The sequence below is a fragment of the Actinoplanes sp. NPDC004185 genome, from assembly GCF_053603475.1.
In genome coordinates this window covers 1-17,333 of the sequence record NZ_JBSGFR010000088.1, presented here as the reverse complement: position 1 = coordinate 17,333, position 17,333 = coordinate 1, and the positions used below count along the sequence as shown (strand labels likewise).

General features: G+C 72.6%; 13 protein-coding genes and 3 pseudogenes. 3 read left to right on the top strand and 13 right to left on the bottom strand.

Annotation, left to right across the window (positions count from 1 at the left end):
* From ACWEOZ_RS43045 to ACWEOZ_RS43020, 6 genes and pseudogenes are all read right to left on the bottom strand, one after another.
* A pseudogene (locus ACWEOZ_RS43045) lies at nt 1–93 on the bottom strand (mechanosensitive ion channel family protein); the annotation flags it as partial.
* Nucleotides 94–202: 109 nt separating this feature from the next.
* A complete protein-coding gene (locus ACWEOZ_RS43040; RefSeq protein ID WP_451916450.1) occupies nt 203–1,015 on the bottom strand; it encodes a class I SAM-dependent methyltransferase in 813 nt (270 codons plus the stop codon).
* A gap of 37 nt (nt 1,016–1,052) precedes the next feature.
* Nucleotides 1,053–1,604, bottom strand: coding sequence for a hypothetical protein (locus ACWEOZ_RS43035; protein WP_451916449.1), 552 nt, complete (start codon nt 1,602–1,604; stop codon nt 1,053–1,055).
* A 34-nt stretch (nt 1,605–1,638) separates the two neighbouring features.
* A complete protein-coding gene (locus ACWEOZ_RS43030) occupies nt 1,639–2,718 on the bottom strand; it encodes an epoxide hydrolase family protein (protein WP_451916448.1) in 1,080 nt (359 codons plus the stop codon).
* Nucleotides 2,715–3,380: an alpha/beta fold hydrolase gene (locus tag ACWEOZ_RS43025; RefSeq protein WP_451916447.1), complete on the bottom strand. Its 666-nt coding sequence runs from the start codon at nt 3,378–3,380 to the stop codon at nt 2,715–2,717. Before ACWEOZ_RS43025 ends, ACWEOZ_RS43030 begins: the two co-directional genes overlap by 4 nt.
* A 151-nt stretch (nt 3,381–3,531) precedes the next feature.
* Nucleotides 3,532–3,660, bottom strand: a pseudogene (locus ACWEOZ_RS43020) (epoxide hydrolase N-terminal domain-containing protein); the annotation flags it as partial.
* Between the two features lie 88 nt (nt 3,661–3,748).
* On the opposite strand from ACWEOZ_RS43020, the gene ACWEOZ_RS43015 reads away from it, so the two are divergent.
* Nucleotides 3,749–4,273 (top strand): CGNR zinc finger domain-containing protein, encoded by a 525-nt coding sequence (locus ACWEOZ_RS43015; RefSeq protein WP_451916446.1) that lies wholly within the window; start codon nt 3,749–3,751, stop codon nt 4,271–4,273.
* An 18-nt stretch (nt 4,274–4,291) separates the two neighbouring features.
* Here ACWEOZ_RS43015 and ACWEOZ_RS43010 read toward each other — a convergent pair whose 3' ends face one another.
* The 6 genes and pseudogenes from ACWEOZ_RS43010 to ACWEOZ_RS42985 all read right to left on the bottom strand — a co-directional run bounded on the left by ACWEOZ_RS43010 (nt 4,292) and on the right by ACWEOZ_RS42985 (nt 11,014).
* A complete protein-coding gene (locus ACWEOZ_RS43010) occupies nt 4,292–5,800 on the bottom strand; it encodes a cellulase family glycosylhydrolase (protein WP_451916445.1) in 1,509 nt (502 codons plus the stop codon).
* Between the two features lie 122 nt (nt 5,801–5,922).
* On the bottom strand, nt 5,923–8,133 hold the full coding sequence (locus tag ACWEOZ_RS43005; RefSeq protein WP_451916444.1) for a carbohydrate-binding protein: 2,211 nt from the start codon (nt 8,131–8,133) through the stop codon (nt 5,923–5,925).
* Nucleotides 8,134–8,178: 45 nt separating this feature from the next.
* Nucleotides 8,179–8,696, bottom strand: a pseudogene (locus tag ACWEOZ_RS43000) (TetR/AcrR family transcriptional regulator).
* A 128-nt stretch (nt 8,697–8,824) separates the two neighbouring features.
* Nucleotides 8,825–9,592: an SDR family oxidoreductase gene (locus ACWEOZ_RS42995; RefSeq protein WP_451916443.1), complete on the bottom strand. Its 768-nt coding sequence runs from the start codon at nt 9,590–9,592 to the stop codon at nt 8,825–8,827.
* Nucleotides 9,593–9,614: 22 nt separating this feature from the next.
* On the bottom strand, nt 9,615–10,301 hold the full coding sequence (locus ACWEOZ_RS42990) for an ArsR/SmtB family transcription factor (RefSeq protein WP_451916442.1): 687 nt from the start codon (nt 10,299–10,301) through the stop codon (nt 9,615–9,617).
* Complete coding sequence (locus ACWEOZ_RS42985; protein WP_451916441.1) at nt 10,298–11,014, bottom strand: DUF4386 domain-containing protein; 717 nt, start codon at nt 11,012–11,014, stop codon at nt 10,298–10,300. The genes ACWEOZ_RS42990 and ACWEOZ_RS42985 overlap by 4 nt, the downstream gene beginning before the upstream one ends.
* Before the next feature lie 83 nt (nt 11,015–11,097).
* On the opposite strand from ACWEOZ_RS42985, the gene ACWEOZ_RS42980 reads away from it, so the two are divergent.
* Together ACWEOZ_RS42980 and ACWEOZ_RS42975 are read left to right on the top strand one after the other, a co-directional pair.
* Complete coding sequence (locus ACWEOZ_RS42980; RefSeq protein WP_451916440.1) at nt 11,098–11,784, top strand: TetR/AcrR family transcriptional regulator; 687 nt, start codon at nt 11,098–11,100, stop codon at nt 11,782–11,784.
* 5 nt (nt 11,785–11,789) lie between these two features.
* A complete protein-coding gene (locus tag ACWEOZ_RS42975; protein ID WP_451916439.1) occupies nt 11,790–12,188 on the top strand; it encodes a DnaJ family domain-containing protein in 399 nt (132 codons plus the stop codon).
* A 51-nt stretch (nt 12,189–12,239) separates the two neighbouring features.
* Here ACWEOZ_RS42975 and ACWEOZ_RS42970 read toward each other — a convergent pair.
* Nucleotides 12,240–17,333, bottom strand: a 5,094-nt coding sequence (locus ACWEOZ_RS42970) for a fibronectin type III domain-containing protein (protein ID WP_451916438.1), incomplete at its 5' end; no start/stop codon positions are given.

Here is a 17,333-nt window from a genome sequence, read left to right as displayed (position 1 = left end):
CAGTGCGGTGAGCAGGTCGCTGACCGCGTTCGGACCCCAGATGCCGAAGGCCAGCTGGAGCGCGAAGAGCAGCACCGCGTAGAACGCGATCTTGGGCCGGCCGCGAGCACGGCGATCAGCGCCGGGCCGGTCAGGGGCCGGCACGCCGCCGCGAGCAGGGCGTACGCCAGCACCAGGCCGATGACCGCCGTCCGCCGCGCTGTCAATGGGTGCGCTGCCCGGCGCGCAGGGCCGTCAGGTAGCGGCGTGACACCCGGTTGCCCAGGTGCGTGCGGATGCGGTCGGTGATGGCGTCGAGCAACGGTTCGCGAACCGGCGGGTCGAGCCTGCGGTACAGCGACGTCGACCGGAGCAGATCGGCGAATCCCGCGCCGTCGAACCACTGCACGGTCGGATACCACCGTACGATCGGTGCCCCGAACAGGGCGCCGGGCTCCTCGACCGCACCCCAGCCCGTGTCGGTGGCCCGCACCTCGTCCTCCAGCGGCGGATGGCCCCAGCCCGGATTGCCGGGGGAGAACCGCTCGTGCAGGTCGGCGGTCGCGGCGTACACCTCGGGCTCGCCCGGCCGGCGGACGACCACGTGGCCGAGCAGCGCCATCCATCCACCGGGGCGCAGCAGCTCGTACGCCCGCGGCCAGCCGATCGACGGGTCAACCCAGTGCCACGACGTCGCGGCCACGAGGGCGTCGAAGCGCTGACCGCGGGCGTCCCACTGCTCGAAGGAGGACGTCTGCACGTCGACGTGGCTGAGGGCGGCGAGCCGTTGCCGGGCGATCGCGGCCAGCTCGGCACCCGGTTCCACGGCGGTCACCGCGCAGCCGAGCGCGGCCAGCGAGCGGGTCGCCTGCCCGGTGCCGCAGCCGACCTCGAGCACCGGGGATCCGTCGTGGATGCCGGTGAAGGTGGCCAGGTCCGCGAACAGCTCGCCGGGATATCCCGGCCGGACCCGGTCGTAGAGCCCGGCCACGTCGTTGAACACCCGGCCGAGCTGACGGCCGTCCGCGTCTGTCATCCCCCCATCCTGACGCTCCGGGCGCGCCGGCCGGAGATCAGCCGCCCTCGTACTTCTTGATGTCCTGGCGGAACGCGGTGCGCTGGCATTCCTGCTCGTCGTCGTAGGCCTTGTTGGCGCTGGTGTTGTCGCCGTACATCAGGGCCACCGGGTCACCGCCGACCGTGACGTCGTGTCCCTTCTTCTTCAGGCACTTCGCCGTGTCGCGCAGCCGGTCGGTGTACTCCGGGTTGGTCCGCGCCTCCCGTTCCATCCAGTTCTCCGGGTACAGGTGCTCGCACTCGGCGGTCGCCGCCTCGTGCTCGGCGATCGCCGGCTTGCTGCCCTTGGGCACGCGGGGGACCCCGTGGCTGAAGAGGCACTCCTGCCAGACCGCCACGTACCGTTCGAACTCCTCCTTGCCCTCGTCGGGGCGGACCACCGGCCGCTCCCGGGCGGCCGTCGACGGGGGAGCGGCCGACGCGGGATCGGCGGTCCGCAGCGTGGCGATGTCGGGCCGTTTCTCGTCGGTCGCGGGTCCGCTGCAGCCGGCCAGCGCGGCCACAGTCAGCACGGATCCGGCAACAGCGTGGAAGATCGTTGTCCGCATGCGCCGACTCTCGACCACAACTGTGTGGATCCTGTCAGGTGGCGGCGATCCGGGCGGCGTCGTGGATCCCGGCCGCGTACCGGTCCGGGTGCTCCCAGGCGGCGAAGTGGCCACCGTGGGCCTCCTCGCGCCACCCGCGTACGTCGAAGAACCGTTCCGCGAACTCACGGGGCGCGTTGACCAGATCCCGCGGGAAGACGGTGAACACGGCCGGCGGCGTGACGCCGGCCGGCTTGGGCCCGGCCGCAACGTACGGCGTGAAGGACGTCCCGATGGCCCCGCTCACCCAATACGCCGTCACCCAGGTCAGCAGCTCGTCGCGGGTGAAGACGGACTCCACGTCGCCGTCGCAGTCGGTCCACGTGCGCAGCTTCTCCACCAGCCAGGCCGCCAGCCCCGCCGGAGAATCGCCCAGCGCGGCCGCCAGCGTGTGCGGCTTGGTGGACTGCTCGTGCATGTAACCACCTTCGCGGGCCTGCCAGTCCCGGCCGCGCTCGACGTAGTCCCGCTCGGTCTTCGACAGGTCGGTGGGCGGATCGGCCAGGAAGTGGTGCTGGGAGACGTCGGTGAGGTGCAGCGCCGCGACCCGCCCGGGGAAACGGGCGGCCAGTGCCTCGGCCACATCGCAGCCGACGTCACCGGCCGAGACCACGTACCGGTCGTAGCCGAGCGCGGCCATCGTCTCGGCGACCGGGCCGGCCATGTCGTCGGCCGACATGCCGTGCCCGGCGACCGGCGTGGCGAACGGGAACCCGGGCAGGGCGGGCGCGACCACGTGGTAGTCGGTGAGCAGGGGCAGCACACGCTCGAACCGGAGGACCGAGTCGGGCCAGCCGTGCAGCAGGAGCACGGCGGTGGCGTCGGCGCGCCCGGACCGCTGGTGGATCGCCCGGGTGGCGGGCGTCAGCGTCCAGGGCAGCTGCCGGATCCGCTCCTCGTGGACGCGCCAGTCGTACGAGTGCGCCCAGTGGTCCACGAGGTCGGCCAGGTAGTCCGGGTCGGCGCCGCGCTGCCATCCCCAGCCCCCGGGCAGGGGCACCCGCCGGTACGCCCGGAGCCGGGCCCTGAGGTCGTCGATGACGTCCTGGCTGGTTGTCTCGGGTGCGGAGTTCATCGGGTCCCTCCGGTGAGCGGGCGGAAGAAGGCGGTCAGGTCGTCGGCCAGCAGCTCCGGCTCCTCGTGCGGGGCGAAGTGGCCGCCGCTCGGCATGACCGTGTAGCGGGTGAGGCGGTACCAGCGCTCGATCCAGCTGCGCGGTGGCGGGGCGCCGATCTCCGCCGGGAACAGCGCGACCGCGGTGGGGACCCGCACGGGTCCGCGATCGGCCAGCAGTCCGCGGTCACCGTCGTAGTACGGCCGGAACGAGGTGGAGATCGAGTTGGTGAACCAGTACAGCGAGGCCTGGGTGAGCAGGAAGTCGTCGCTGAACCGGCGGGACACGTCGCCGCCGCAGTCGCTCCACGCCCGGTACTTCTCCCCGATCCAGGCGAGCAGGCCCGACGGCGAGTCGGACAGGCCCTGAGCCAGGGTCAGCGGGCGCGTGCGCTGCTCGTGGGAGTAGCCGCCCTCGGTGACGTGCCACGCGGCCTTGGCCTCCACGTAGGCGCGTTCCTCGTCGGTCAGGTCGGCCGCGTCGTAGGTGGGCGGGTCACCGATGGTCAGGACGTGGATGCCCGCCACCGCCTCCGGGTGGGTCTGCCCGAGCCGGACGGTGACTCCAGCACCGAGGTCCTCGCCGTGCGCGCCGTACCGCGGGAAGCCCAGCTCGTCGTGCATCAGCCGGTGCCAGATCTCGTGGGTGGGCTGGATGTCGTCGGGGAAGTCGGGGCGTTGCGGCGAGAGCCCGAAGCCGGGTGTCGGCGTACCGGGACGGCAGAGCGTTGATGGCCGCCTCGTGCTTGCGCCAGTCGTAACCCGAGGCCCAGTAGTCGACCAGTCGTCGCAGCTCCTGGCCGTCGGTGCCGGCCTCCCAGGCGGGGACCGGCCACGGCGTGGCCCATCGGGTCCGGCGCAGCCGGTCGCGCAGGTCTTCGAGTTCGGCGTCGGGGACGTTCATGGTTTCCTCCTCGCATCTCTCGACACCACCGAACGTTAATACCGGTGTCGTGCGGCCGTCAACACCGGTAATCAGATATAGTGGTGTCGTGGCCACGTTGCAGCTGATCGAGGAGTTCCTGAACACGGTCGACGAGCGGACTTTCAGCCGGCACGGGGAGAGTCACGTCGCCGGTGAGCACCTGACCTCTCCGGCGGCGCTGGGCGAGTGGCTGGCGGCTCACGAGCTGCCGGGGGCGGGAGCCGAGCCGGAGGCGGCCGACCTGGTCGCGACCGTCGCGCTGCGCACGGCGCTGCGGCAAGTGCTGCTCGGCGAGGCGGACAGTGCTACGGCCCTCGCCGGCTATCAGCTGCATCTCGTCGCGGATGCGTCAGGCGGCCTGCGGATCTCCGCCGGGTCCGGCCGGCCGTGGCTGGACGTCATCCTCGAGACGGTGGCGCGGAGCGCCGCGCGCGGCGACTGGCCGCGGCTCAAGCTGTGCGTGGCGCCGGACTGCCACTGGGCGTTCCACGACACCTCGCGCAGCGGCCGCGGCCGCTGGTGCTCGATGGAGGTCTGCGGCAACCGCCACAAGACCCGCACCTACCGCGAGCGTCACCGGCAGGCCGGGTGACGCTCGCGGTCGGTGACCTCAGAGGTACGGGGTCTGCGTCAGCAGGTGAGCCTTGAAGCCCTCGCCCACGCCGGGCTCCGGGGTACCGGCCCAGTCCTTGATGAGCACCGCACCACCGGTGCATCCCCACGGGTTCCAGGTCCAGGCCAGGTAGCTCAGGCCGTGCTCGTCGGCCCAGTCCACCAGCTGCTGCATGTATTCGAACGTGCAGGTGTCCTGGCCGAACTCACCCAGGACCACCGGCACCTGCTGGGCCACGGGCGCGATCTGGCTGTCCCAGCAGGCCTCGGTCGCGCAGGCGTTGAAGCTGTAGGCGTGCCACGACGCCGCGATGTTGTCCAGCGGGTCGTCCGGCTGGTACGCCAGCCACTCGCGCAGGTCGTTGGTCCACTCCAGCCCGCTGACCATCAGCATGTTGGTGGCGCCGGTGGCCCGTACCGCGTCGACCAGGTCCTGCATGCCGGCCACCTCGTACGCGATGCCGGTGCAGGTGCCACCGTCCCGCAGGCACTGCCAGCCGGGCGTCTTGTTCCAGTCGCTGGCGATCTCCGGGTACGGCTCGTTGAACAGGTCGAAGACGACCGCGTCGTTGCCCTTGAACGCGTTGGCCACGCCGGTCCAGAACTGGGGGGCGTAGCGCGCGTCCGGCACCGGCTTCTGGCAGGTCGCGTGCTCGTCCTTGCAGTGCCAGTCCGGGCCCGTGGTGTAGGCGCCCCAGGTCCAGTGCAGGTCGAGGATCACGTTGATGCCGTTGGCGACCAGCAGGTCCACATAGTCCTTGACGCCCTGCTGGTAGGCGGGGCCGCTGGGCTCGCCGCTGACGCCGAGCCAGCACTCCTCGTTCAGCGGGATGCGGACGGCATGGATGTTCCAGGTCTTCATCGCGTCGACGGACGCCTGGTCGACCGGGCCGGAGTCCCAGAGGCCCTTGCCCTGCACGCAGCCGAACTCGCCGCTGGAGCGGCTGACCCCCAGCAGCCGGTAGGTCCGGCCGTCCGCGGTGACGATCTTGTTGCCCGACACCTTGAGCTCGGGTGCGGGCCCGCTCGGCGGTGGAGTGGTGGCCGGCAGGGTGCTCGGCGGGACCGAGGTGGGGCCCGACGTCGGAACGACGGAACCCGTGCAGTTGACGCCGTTGAGGGAGAAGGAGGCCGGTTTCGGGTTCGTGCCGTTCCAGGCGCCGGTGAAGCCGATCGAGGTCGACGCCCCGGTGCCGAGCGAGCCGTTCCAGCTCATGCTGGCCGCGGTGACCCGGGCGCCCGACTGCGTCCAGGCGGCGCTCCAGCCCTGGTTGACCTTCTGGCCGGGGCTCGCGAAGTCGAACGCCAGCGTCCAGCTGGTGACGGCCGAACCGAGATTGGTGATGGCCACGTCGGCGGCGAACCCACCGGACCATTGGCTCTGCACCGTATAGGTGACCGAGCATCCGGTGGCCGCCGCCGTGGCCGGCAGCGTGACCGCGGCCAGCGTGCCGACGGTCAGCGCCGCGACGGCGCCGACGGCCAGCACGGTACGACGAATTGTCATCTGATCTTCCGAATCCGTAGGCGGGTGAGTTTGGGAGCGCTCCCAGCAGCCTATTTTTTCGATCGATCAGAGTCAATGAATGGATCCCGGCCCCGCGGTGGGGCGGGGCCGGGATCCGGCGGTCACGCCGTGAGGCGCAGGTAGTCCAGGTTGAAGCCGCCGGTCTCGCAGTACAGCGTCACCAGCTGGTCGCCCGCGGCCAGCTCGACCGGCACGTGCACGGACTGGTACGCCGCCCAGCCGCCGGTGTCCGGCACGGACGCCTTGGCCAGCACCGTTCCGGCCGCGTCACGCAGGGACACCGCGTCGGGTGCCACCGCACCGGTGCCGTTGGCCACCCGCAGTTTCAGGTCGTAGCGGCCGGCCTGCGCCACGTCGACCCGGTAGGTCAGCCAGTTGCCGGGGGCCGTCCAGCCGATGTTCTTCCCGCCGCTGGCCGCCGGGTTGTTCTCGACGAACGACGCGCCGCCCTCGGTCCAGCCGTGCTGCGAGGTGTACGACTCCGCCTCGACCCGGGCGCCGACCGGGGCGCCGTGCGGACGTACGGTGACGTGCACGGTGACCCGGTCGGAGGCCGCGCCGTCGGTGACGAAGAACGTGAGGTCCTGCTCGCCGGCCACGGTCGGCTGCAGGGTCACCAGGCCGGTGCTCGCGTCCACGGTGACACCGTCGGGCAGGTCGGTCGCGTAGTAGCCCAGCCGGTCGCGGTCCCGGTCACTGGCCGAGAGCTGGATCCGCGTGGTGCCGTACTGATCGGCGACCACGGCGGGCAGCTCGCGCAGGACCGGCGCGTGGTTGCGGTGCGAGGACGGGACGTGGCCGTTCCAGCGGTACGTCGCGTACGAGTTCGGCGGCACGGTCGTGGTGAACGATTCGCCGCCGAGCACGACGCGTACGGTGCGGCCGGCGGCCGTGCTGTTGCCCACGACCGCCACGAAGCCGTCACCCCGGTCGCGGAAGACCACGTTGCTGACCCCGCCGGTGGTGGCGCTGGACTCGACCCGGACGTGCTGCGGGCCGAGGTAGCGGGCGAACTGGCCCAGCGCGTAGAGCTCGTCGCGCACGGTGAACGTACGGGTCGTCGTGTCCACCTTGACCAGCCGGTCCGGCCACTTGGTGGTGCGGCCGACCTCGTCCCAGTCCACGTTGTTGTCGCGCGACGGCGTCCAGTGCAGCGTCCCGCCGTCCTGATCGGTCGTCTGCGCCCACAGCACGTACGACGAGGCGTCCAGCCGCAGGTAGCTCAGCACGGTGGCGGGGGAGAGGTCGCTCGTCTCGGTCATGTGCACCGGCTTGCCGGTCTGCTCGTACGCGTCCCGCATCACCGCCGGATCACCCCAGTACGGGTGGAACGCGATGGCGTCACTGGCCGCCCGTACCCGGGGGTCGTCGAAGATGCGGTGGTAGTTCTTGGTCCCGGTGCTGTTCGGGTCCTTCCAGTCCCAGAAGTTGAAGTCGTGCACGTACAGCTCGGTGCGCAGCCGGTGCGCGGCGAGCTCCCGCTTGATCGCCAGGGCGAGCCGCTGCTGCTGGGCGATGCTGATGTCCATCGCCGGATAGACCACGTCGATGCCGGGCTCGTTGAGCAGCGTCAGCGCGTCGATGCGGATGCCGTGCCGGGCGTACGCCTGCAGGTACTTCACGTAGTAGCGCGCGAAGACGTCGATCGCGTCGTCGCGCAGCTTGCCGACCTGGTAGTACTCGGTGGTGCTGCCCGGCTTGAGGGCGACCTCGCCGGTGAAGCGGTTGTTGGTCTTCATCCACGCCGGTGCGCTCCACGCGGAGGCGAAGAAGGTGGCCTTCGGGTTGTAGCGCTGGATCAGCTTGACGGTGTCGATGATGTGCGCGTCGACGTCACGCTTGATCGAGAAGTACTTGAGACCGAAGTCCTCGCTGACTCCGGCGGGCAGCTCGTCGTAGGACCAGAACGGCAGGTGTTCGATGAGGTCCGGGCTGCCGATGGTGAGCCGGAAGCGGTCCAGGCCCGCGCCGGTCCGGGGGTCGACCAGCAGGCGTACGGCCCGCTCGCGCTCGGCCGGGGTCAGCTTCCACAGGTTGGAGACGCTCGTCTCGTCCAGGGAGAAGCCGACCCCGGTGTAGCGCTGCCGCTCCCGGCTCGGGTCGATCACGACGGTCGCGTCGGTGATCCCGCCGCGGCCGGGTCCGGTGCGGACGTCCGGCAACGCCTGCCAGGGGTGCGCCGCGCCGGCCGAGTAGGTGCCGGTCACGACACTGCCGCGCACGGGCCGGCCGGCCGCGGCGGGCAGACCGGCGGCGAGCACGGTGCCCGCTGTCGTCACGACGGCGAGCGCCGCGCTGATGGAACGCCTCACGAGGCCTCCAGGGGATCGGGGGAGGGCTTTTATTACAAGGTGACTTTACTGTGCCGAGATCCAACCGCGTCTATGCAGTCGTTCGATACCGTCCAGCAGCAGGTCCAGCGCGAACGCGAACTCGAACTGGTCGTCGGAGCCCCCGCCGACGACCGGGTCCGCCGAGTGGGCGGCTGCCGTGGCCAGCGCGGCGACGTACGGGAAGGTGGTCGCCGGCTGAGCCGCCACGGCCGCCGGCGGCTCGGTCGCGGGTGCGGCGGTGAACAGCTCCCGGCTGAAGCCGATGATCCGGCTGCCCGTCGCGTGCATGACGTGGTGGGTCAGGTCCAGGGAGAGCCCGCCCGCCCGGAACGGGCCCCGGGCGGGTCGATCTCGCCGACGACGACGTCGATCACGCCGTCGAGCAGCTCGTCCTTGTTGGCCACGTGCTTGTAGAGGGCCATCGGCACGACGCCCAGCGCCTGGGCGAGTCTGCGCATGCTGAGCGCCTCGATGCCGGCCTCGTCGGCGAGCGCGACGGCCGCCCGTGTCCGAGGGCGGCAGCCCGAGACGGCCGAGGCGATCTGGTACGTCGAGGAGGAGCACGCCCGCGCGAAGGTCGTCCTCACGGTGTGACGGACGCCCTCACCATGAGACGGACGCCGGAAGTCGCTGCTGGCCGGCCTGAGCTCGGCGCCGTAGCGGACCGCGGTCAGCTCTGCTGCTGCATCGACCACATCTGCCACACGGTCGTGCGCACCGAGCGGGGCTGCTCCAGCACGACCCGGATGGCGTGGGCCACGTCCTCCGGGCGCAGGTAGTCGTCCAGCTCCGGCGAGCCCTCCGTGCGGCCCGCGCCGATGGCGAACTCCGTGGCGGTGCCGGCCGGGCAGACCAGCGTCACCCGGGTGCCCTCCGCGCGCAGCTCCCGGTCCAGCGAACCGGCCAGGCCCACCTGGGCGTGCTTGGTGCCCGCGTAGACGGCCTCGTCGGCGCCGCCGCGGAAGCCCGCCACCGAGCTGACGATCACCACGTCACCGCCGTCGCCCTGCTCCCGGAAGCGGCGGACCGCCGACCGTACGCTCCACACCGTGCCCAGGTAGTTGGTCTCCACCATCTCGGTGAGCTGGTCGTCGCCCAGGTCGAGGATGCCGCCGTACGCGCCGATCCCGGCGTTGGCCACCATCGTGTCCAGCCGCCCCCAGCGCTCGACGGCGGCCGCCACCAGCGCGTCGTTGTGGGCCGGGTCGCGGACGTCGCCGACCACCGGCACCACGTTGTCCTTGCCCAGCTCGTCGACGAGCTGCTCCAGCCGTTCCTCCCGGCGGGCACTCACCGCGACCCGGGCCCCCGCGCCGACCAGCGCGTGGGCGGTGGCGGCACCGATGCCGGCGCTCGCTCCGGTGACGGCGACAACCGTGTCGGCGAGGGATCGGGTGGGGGAGTACGGCATGGTTTCCTCCGAGCGGGTCACGGGCACGACCCCTCACGCTACGCCGGGATCACGCACTCCACGCGGCGTCGGCGCCGAACAGCTCCGTCAGCGCGGGCCCGCCGGCCGGGGTCACGCGTACGGCACGCCCGCTGCCGACCCGGGCGACCCAGCCCTGTCCCAGCAGGTACGCGCAGACCGTCGCACCGGCGGCCCCGGCGACGTGCTCGCGCCGCTCGGTCCAGTCCAGGCACCCCCGGACCAGCGGGCGCCGCGAGGCCCGGACCGCCGGCAGCCCGTCCAGCCACCGCAGCCCGGCCGGGGTGAGGGCGAACCCGGCGGCGCGCGTGAGCCGGCCGGTGCGTTCGAGAGCGTCGGTGACCGCCACCCCGAGAGCGCCGGCCAGGTGGTCGTAGCAGGTGCGGCCCCGGGACAGGGCGGCCGAGGCGGTGGCCGCGCGCAGGGTCCGGGCCGGTGCGGGTGCCGGTGGCAGCTGGGCGGCGAGGTCCTCGATGAGGTGGGCCACCTGCGGGCCGGCCAGGCGCACGTACCGGTGGCGGCCCTGTCGCTGCTCACTGAGCAGGCCCGCCGCGACCAGCTTGTGCAGATGCCCGGTCGCGGTGGCCGGCGCCACCCCGGCGTGCGCGGCGAGCTCGCCGGCCGTCCAGGCCCGGCCGTCGAGCAGGGCCAGGCAGAACGCGGCGCGGGTGTCGTCGGCCAGCAACGCGGCCAAGCGGGCCAGCGCGGGAGCGGTCATGCCGCCATTGTGCGGCGTTCACGCTTCGGCGCGAACCGAAGTGTCACGCCCAGGGCGGCCACCCACAGCCCCCACACGGTGCTGCCGACGAGGCCGGCCGCGTCCCACACCGGGAAGCCGGGCACCGCGGTGGCCAGCACGTCCCCCTGATTCAGCAGGTACAGCGCCGAGGCGCCGAGCCCGGCCCACCCGATCCAGGCCGGCAGCAACCGGCTGCGCAGCAGCACCACGCTGACCGTGACCGACCAGGCGAGCACCAGCACCTGCCCGAGATGCTCACCGAGCAGCGCGCCGCCGAACTGGTGCTGGGCCGTCCAGGCCGCCTCGGTCGCCGCCCGTACGACCGGATCGCCGGCGGCCCAGGTGCGGGCCAGCGGCGGCACGACGAAGAACCAGCGCAGGAAGCCCACCAGCGACAGCAGCACGGACGCGGCGCCCACGGCGGTCGCGGCCCGCAGCACCGGGTCGTCACGGCGGCCCAGGGCCGCGGGGAGCAACAGCAGGGGTACGCCGAGCAGCGCGTACGTCCAGGCCGTGGCGAACCACGTCCAGACCAGCGCCGGCCCGCCCGAGTCGGCGGCGGCGAGCACGACGGCGGCGGGCTCGCGCAGGATGTCGGGCCAGTCGAAGGTCGACGACAGCACGGTGGCGGCGGCGGTGAAGGCCAGCGGGGCACCCACCAGCAGCAGCCCGGTAGCGCGGCGGAGATCCATGGGAAACCATCCTTGTACGGTGTGCAGTATTAGCGGACGGCCTAATGCTGTACGGTGTGCAGAGACAAAGTCAAGGGGGTGTGGTGACGGATACCGGCCGGCGTAGACCGGGCCCGCGACGGGCGCTCACCGAGGACACGATCCTCGAAGCGGCCCTGGCCCTGCTCGACATCGGTGGCACCGAGGCGGCCTCGATCCGGCGCATCGCGGCCGCCGTCGGCGTGGCCCCGAACGCCGTCTACACGTACTTCCCCGACAAGAGCGCGGTCGTCGCGGCGCTGGTGGAACGGCTGCTCGGGGAGGTCGACCACAGTGTGCTCACCGATCAGCGCAGGCCCTGGCCCGATCGGATCGAAACGCTCGCCCTCGACCTGCGGACCCGCCTGCTGACCCATCCCGGCGCCGTGCCGCTGCTGCTCAGCGGTCCGATGGACGGCCCGCACGCTCTGCTGCTGGGCGAACGGCTGCTCGACGCCCTCGCCGACGGTGGCCTCGACCCGGCCGCCGCCGCCCGCGCCTCGTACGCGATCATCACCTACGTCCTCGGCGCGATCGCCCTGGAGGTGGCCGACGTGCCGCAGCCCGGCCCGCTGGCCCCCGAGCAGGAACGGATCGCCGGTCGCCGGGCCGCCTTCGCCGCGGTCCCGGCCGAGGCGTTCCCCCGCACCGCGGCCGCCGCCGACGTCATGGCCGGCTACGTCGGCACCGGGCAGTACGTGTGGGGCCTGCGCCGCCTGCTCGCCGGTCTCGGTGCCGCCGACCTAGACTGACAATCATGGCGAGCTGGTACGAGTCGCACATCGACCGCAAGATCCGTGAGGCCCAGGAGCAGGGCCAGTTCGACAACCTCCCGGGCGCCGGCAAGCCGCTCAGCGACCACGGCCGGGAGTACGACGAGGACTGGTGGGTCAAGGACTGGCTGCGCCGCGAGGGTGCCACCGCCGGTGCGCTGCCGCCCACCCTGGCGGTGCGCCGCGAGGCCCAGGATCTGCGCGACAGCATCGACCGGCGCACCTCGGAGGCCGACGTCCGCGCCTACGTCGCCGGGCTCAACGAGCAGCTGCGCAAGGCCCGGGCCGGCCTGCTCGACGGTCCGCCGGTGCTGCTGCCGCCGATCGACGCCGACAAGGCGGTCCAGGGCTGGCGCGAGCGCCGCGTCCGCAAGGCCTCCTGACCGGCGGCGGCCCGGATGCCGTGCACCCGGGCCGCCGCAGGTCCGGCGGGGTCAGGACGAGAAGAGCTGCAGGGTGTAGCTCCCGGTGGCCAGGCCGGGCGGGTAGATCGCGACGGTGTAGGTCCCGGCGTCCGCCAGCGTGACCGGCCCGAACAGGTCCGCCGGCTCCAGGCACTCGCCGAACGCCACGGGTGCGCCGGACGGATCCCGCAGCTCGTAGAACGGCGTCAGGCCGTCGCCGCCGGAGACAGTCTCGGCGCAGGAGACCCGTAGCGGCTGGTTCGCCGTCGCCGAGAAGGTCAGGAACGCCTTCTGGCCGACCTTGGTGGTGGTCAGCGTCTTCGCCGCGCCGCCGATCGTCGCGGTCTGCGTGGCGTCGGCCGGCACCCCGTAGAGCTGCAGCGTCACCGTGCCGGTCGCGACACCCGGCGGGGCCACCGAGATCTGGTACGTCCCCGACGCCAGCAGGTCGAGCGTGTCGAACAGGGTCGGCGGGCCGGCACACAAACCGAACGCCACCTGAGCGCCGTCCGGGCCGGACAGCACGTAGTTGGTGAAGCCGTCACCGAGATCGGCGAGCTCCTCCGCGCACCGCACGTAGAGGCGCCGCCCGGCCACACCGGTGAACGACACCAACGCCTTCTGGCCGGGCACGGTCATCGTCGCGGTCACCGCCGGGCCGTCGATCGTCGCGGTGACCGAGACGTTCGCCGGCGGCGAATACAACCGGATCGTGAAGGAGCCGGTCGCGATCCCGGGCGGGGCGATCTCGATCCGGTACGTGCCGCTCTTCGTCAGGACCTGGGTGTCGAAGAGGGCCGGCGGGCTGCTGCAGTCGGCGACACCCGCCGTGGCACCGTCCGGCCCGACGAGGCGGTACTCCGGGACCTGGCTGCCGGCGCCGGTCATGCTCTGCCCGCAGGTCGCGTAGAGCCGCTGTCCCGCCGTACCCGTGAAGGTCACCGACCCGCGCTGGCCGGGGTCGGCCGTGGTCACTGTGACCGGGCCCCCGCCGATGGTCGCCGTCCTGCTCACGTCCGCGGCCGGTGCGTACAGACGGATGGTGAACGTGCCCGTGGCCAGGCCCCTGGGCTGGATCACCAGGCTCATGGCGCCGCCGGTGGTGAACGCCTGGGTGTCGAACAGGGCCGGTTCCCGCTCGCAGTACGAGACCTGCCACGACGATCCGTCCGCCAGCAGGTACAGCGGGCGCTCACCCTTGTTGTTGGTCAGCCGCTGGGTGCAGGAGATGAAGATCCGCTGCCCCGGTACGGCGGTGAAGTCGACCCGCGCCTCCTGCCCGATCGCCGTGGTGGAGACGGTGACGGCCGGGCCGCCGACGACGGCCGTCGCGGTGCTCTCCGCCGGAACCCGGTAGATCTGGATCTTCGTGTTCGCGGTCACCAGGTTCTCCGGGTCGACGGTGACGGTGTACGTCCCCGTCCTCTCCAGCACCTGCGTGGTGAACAGCGTGGGCGGCACCCGGAAGTCGAACAGTGACAGCGGATCCACGCAGTTGCCGCTGACCCGCATCACGTCCAGGATGCTGTCCACCTCCGGCATCTCGCCGGTGGGATCCGTCAGGCTGTACCACACGTTCTCGGTCGACTTGCCGGTGAGCTTCTGCTGCTGGCAGGTCAGGTACACCCGGTCACCGGCGGTGGCGTTGAACGAGACCCGCATCTGCTGCCCCGGTGTGGTCGTCGCCAGGCTCACCGCGGAGCCACCGATGGTCGCGGTCGCGGTGGCGTCCGCCGGCACGTTGTACAGCTGGAGCCGGGCCGTGCCGAACGACGCGCCCGACGGGTGGACCTCGATCGTGTACGTACCAGTGGTGGTGAGCGTCTGCGTGGGGAACAGGTCGTTCCCGTTGGGACAGTCCTCGTCGATCCCGACCTGCCGGCCCGAGGGGTCGACGAGGTAGTAGCGGGTCCAGCCCCAGTTGGTCCGCGGGATGTCCTGCAGGCAGGCGACGTACAGGCGCTGTCCCGCGGTGGCGGTGAAGCGGATGAGCGCCTCCTGGCCGATCGCGGTCGTGGTGACCGACACCGGGCTGCCACCCATCGTCGCGGTCGCGGTCACCGCAGCCGGCACCGGCCGCAGCCGTACGGTGAAGGTGCCGGTCGCCGTGCCGGACGGCGTGATCCGGTACGTGTACGTCCCGGCGCCGAAGGTGAAGGTCTGCACAGTCTGCTGATCGGTGCCGGAACAGTAGGCCGTCCACCCGACCGGATTGCCGGACGGGGCGATCATCTGCACGTCGGTCCAGCTGTTCTGGCCGCCCGCCAGCGTCTGCGTGCACTCCACGTAGGCCCGTTGCCCGGCCGTCGCGGTGAATCGCACCTCGGCGAGCTGCCCGGCCGCGGTGGTGGTGACGGTGACCGCGGGGCCGCCGATGGTGGCGGTGGCAGTCGCCGGCGCCGAGGGCAGTTGCAGGCGCACGGTCGCGGCCTGCAGCCGGCGGCCGGGATAGGCCATCTCCAGCTGGTAGGTGCCGGCAGTCGTGAAGGTCTGGTCGAACAGCAGTGATCCGGTGGCACAGGTGCTCATCGACAGCTGCACGCCGGCCGGCGAACGCAGCAGGAACGACGGCTGCCGTTCCTGCTCGGGCGTGCACGAGATGTACACCCGCTGGCCCGCGGCGACGGGGAAGGAGAGCACCACGCTCTGCCAGTACGCCGCCGAGGCCATCCGGACTGCCGGGCCGTTGACGCTGCCGGTGACCCGCAGCGGGGGCGGTACGACGTCCAGGGTGACGCCCAGGGTGCCCACATCGCCGGCCCGCGGCACGACGCGCCAGGTGTACGTGCCGGTCGCGGGCAGCGCGAGCTCGAACGACTCAGCGCATGTCCAGCATCCGGTGAGCTCCTTGCCGGTGGAGTCGTAGAGGCGCCCGCTCAGGTCGGCGTCCGTGCCGTCGAGGTCCGCCACACCGTGCACAACGGCTCCCGCGGTGCCGGTGAACGAGAAGGCGACCCCCTGCCCGTACGTGACCGCAGCGCTGAACCGGTTGCCGTCCGTGGCCGCGGCCACGGTCCTGTCCGCCGGCACGGGCAGCACGCTGACCGACACCGTGCCGGTCCACGCCTCGCTCGGATCCACCTCCACCGTCCAGGTACCGGCGGTCGACAGGTCGGCCCGGCCCAGACTGATCCAGCCCTCGGCCGCGCAGTCCGACGCCTGGGTGTAGTTGCCGTTCGGGTCCCGGACAGCGGCCCGCACGCAGGCGCCCGCGGCAGGGCTGTCGATGTGGACGCGGGGGATCACCGCCGCGCCCGCGGTGCCGGTGAAGGACACGGTCGCGAGCTGGCCGGCGGCCGTGGTCGTGACCGGCCTGGCCGCTCCGCCGACCGTCACGGTGGCGGTGGCGTCGGCGGGTACCGCTGACACCCGGGCCTGGTACGTGTTGACCGTACCCGGGTCCGGGGTGAACGTGATCTTGTAGGTCCCGGTCACCGTCAACGTCAGCACGTCGAAGTTCGTCGCGTTCCCCGGGTCGTGGCGCAGGTACGCCCTGGACGCGAGCACGGCGCCGGTGGGTGAGGTCAGTTCCACCCGCGCATAGCCGTCGTCGCCCTGCACCACCCCGGCGGTGGTGAAGATCTTCTGGCCGGCGGTGCCGGTGAAGGAGTAGACAGCCCGGGAGTCAGCGGGCACCGCCAGTGAGAGCGGCGAGCCACCGACCGTCAACGTGCCCGTCACATCCGCGGCGCTGCCGGCCACCGCCGGTGGAGCCGCGGCAAGGGACGGTGTGGCCTTGGCGGAGGGTGCGGAGGCGGGGCTGCTGCCCGCGGCGTTCGTCGCCACGACGGTGAACGTGTACGCCGTACCCTCGGTCAGGCCGCCGACGGTGGCCCGGGTGGTCCCGTCGGTCCGGGCCGTCGCGGTGCCGGGCGATGCCTTCACGGTGTATCCGGTGACACCGGCACCGGAGTCCGTTTCCGGCGCCGTCCAGCTGACCACGGCCCCGTCGCGGGTCGCCACCGCCTTCACCGCGGTCGGTGCGGCCGGTGCGGTGGCCATACGGAAGTAGCCCTCGATCCTCGCCTGCGCTCGCGCGCCCGCGGTGGCACTGCCCCGGAACCGGCCGGACCGGTCGACGCGGACCAGGCCCGTGCCGCCCGCGGAGTCACCGGCGCCGAAACAGGCGGTCGGGCCGGTGTCGCCCCGTCGGACGCCGGCCGTCGCGATGGTCAGGCAGCCCGCCTTTCCGGCCTCGGCGAGGTCGGTGCTGACCAGCAGCGCGGAGACCGAGCCGAGATCGGTCACACCGTCGGGACGGGCCATCGTCGCCGCGGCCGGCCGGCCCGGCGCCACCTCGGCGCCCAGCAGAGCCGGCTCGTCCAGCGGCACGAACGTCGCACCGGCGACCGGGGCGGAGGCGACGGCGTGGTAGCCGCGGACCCGGACGGACAGGCGTACGGCCTGGTCGCTGCGGAAGACGATCCGGCCCTGCCGGGTCGGTATCAGGGTGTCGAGGGCCACCGCGTCGGCTCCCTTGCGGAAGCACAGCGAGGCGCCGGTGCGCACACTGCCGGCCTGGGCGCTCACGCACCCGTCCGCGCGGGGGGCCCGCACCGACAGGCTCACGGCGACGGCGGCGACGTTCGTGGCGGCCGGCAGACCGGCGGTCTCGGACAGGGTCACGGTGGTGGCGCCACCGGCCCGGATCGCGGTGTCCGTCCGTACCGGGCTCTCCGGAAGCGCCACGAAGGTGGACCCGACGGTCCTGGCCTGCGCCGAGGTGTAGTAGCCGCGCAGGCGCACGGTGATGCCGGTGGCGGCGCTCGTGGTCAGGCTCAGCCGCCCGTCAGCGGGGGTCCGGACCAGGTCGTAGGTGCGGGACCGGCCACCGCGGGCGAAGTGCAGGGCCGGGCGGTCGCCGGAGCCGGGACCGCCCACGGCGAGCGTCCCGTCGGCCGCGGAGGCGTCCGTCTCGATGCTCAGAGCCACTGCGGAGACCTCGGCGGGGACCGGCATGCCCGGTCCGGCCAGGGCGAGGGAGGTGGTGGCGCCGGCAGCCAGCCTGGTGCGCAGCAGCGGCTGTCCCGCCGTGGGGACGAACTGGCCGGCCGCCGGTCGCAGCGCCGCCCGGGCCGGGCCGCGGGCAGTGGTCGTGCCGGTCGGGACCCGGCCGGGGCCGGG

Excerpts from the sequence above, each read along its gene's own strand:
- ACWEOZ_RS43040 (WP_451916450.1), bottom strand. The coding sequence starts at position 1,015 with ATGACAGACGCGGACGGCCGTCAGCTCGGCCGGGTGTTCAACGACGTG.
- ACWEOZ_RS43035 (WP_451916449.1), bottom strand. The coding sequence starts at position 1,604 with ATGCGGACAACGATCTTCCACGCTGTTGCCGGATCCGTGCTGACTGTG.
- ACWEOZ_RS43030 (WP_451916448.1), bottom strand. The coding sequence starts at position 2,718 with ATGAACTCCGCACCCGAGACAACCAGCCAGGACGTCATCGACGACCTC.
- ACWEOZ_RS43025 (WP_451916447.1), bottom strand. The coding sequence starts at position 3,380 with ATGCACGACGAGCTGGGCTTCCCGCGGTACGGCGCGCACGGCGAGGAC.
- ACWEOZ_RS43010 (WP_451916445.1), bottom strand. The coding sequence starts at position 5,800 with ATGACAATTCGTCGTACCGTGCTGGCCGTCGGCGCCGTCGCGGCGCTG.
- ACWEOZ_RS42990 (WP_451916442.1), bottom strand. The coding sequence starts at position 10,301 with ATGACCGCTCCCGCGCTGGCCCGCTTGGCCGCGTTGCTGGCCGACGAC.
- ACWEOZ_RS42985 (WP_451916441.1), bottom strand. The coding sequence starts at position 11,014 with ATGGATCTCCGCCGCGCTACCGGGCTGCTGCTGGTGGGTGCCCCGCTG.
- ACWEOZ_RS42975 (WP_451916439.1), top strand. The coding sequence starts at position 11,790 with ATGGCGAGCTGGTACGAGTCGCACATCGACCGCAAGATCCGTGAGGCC.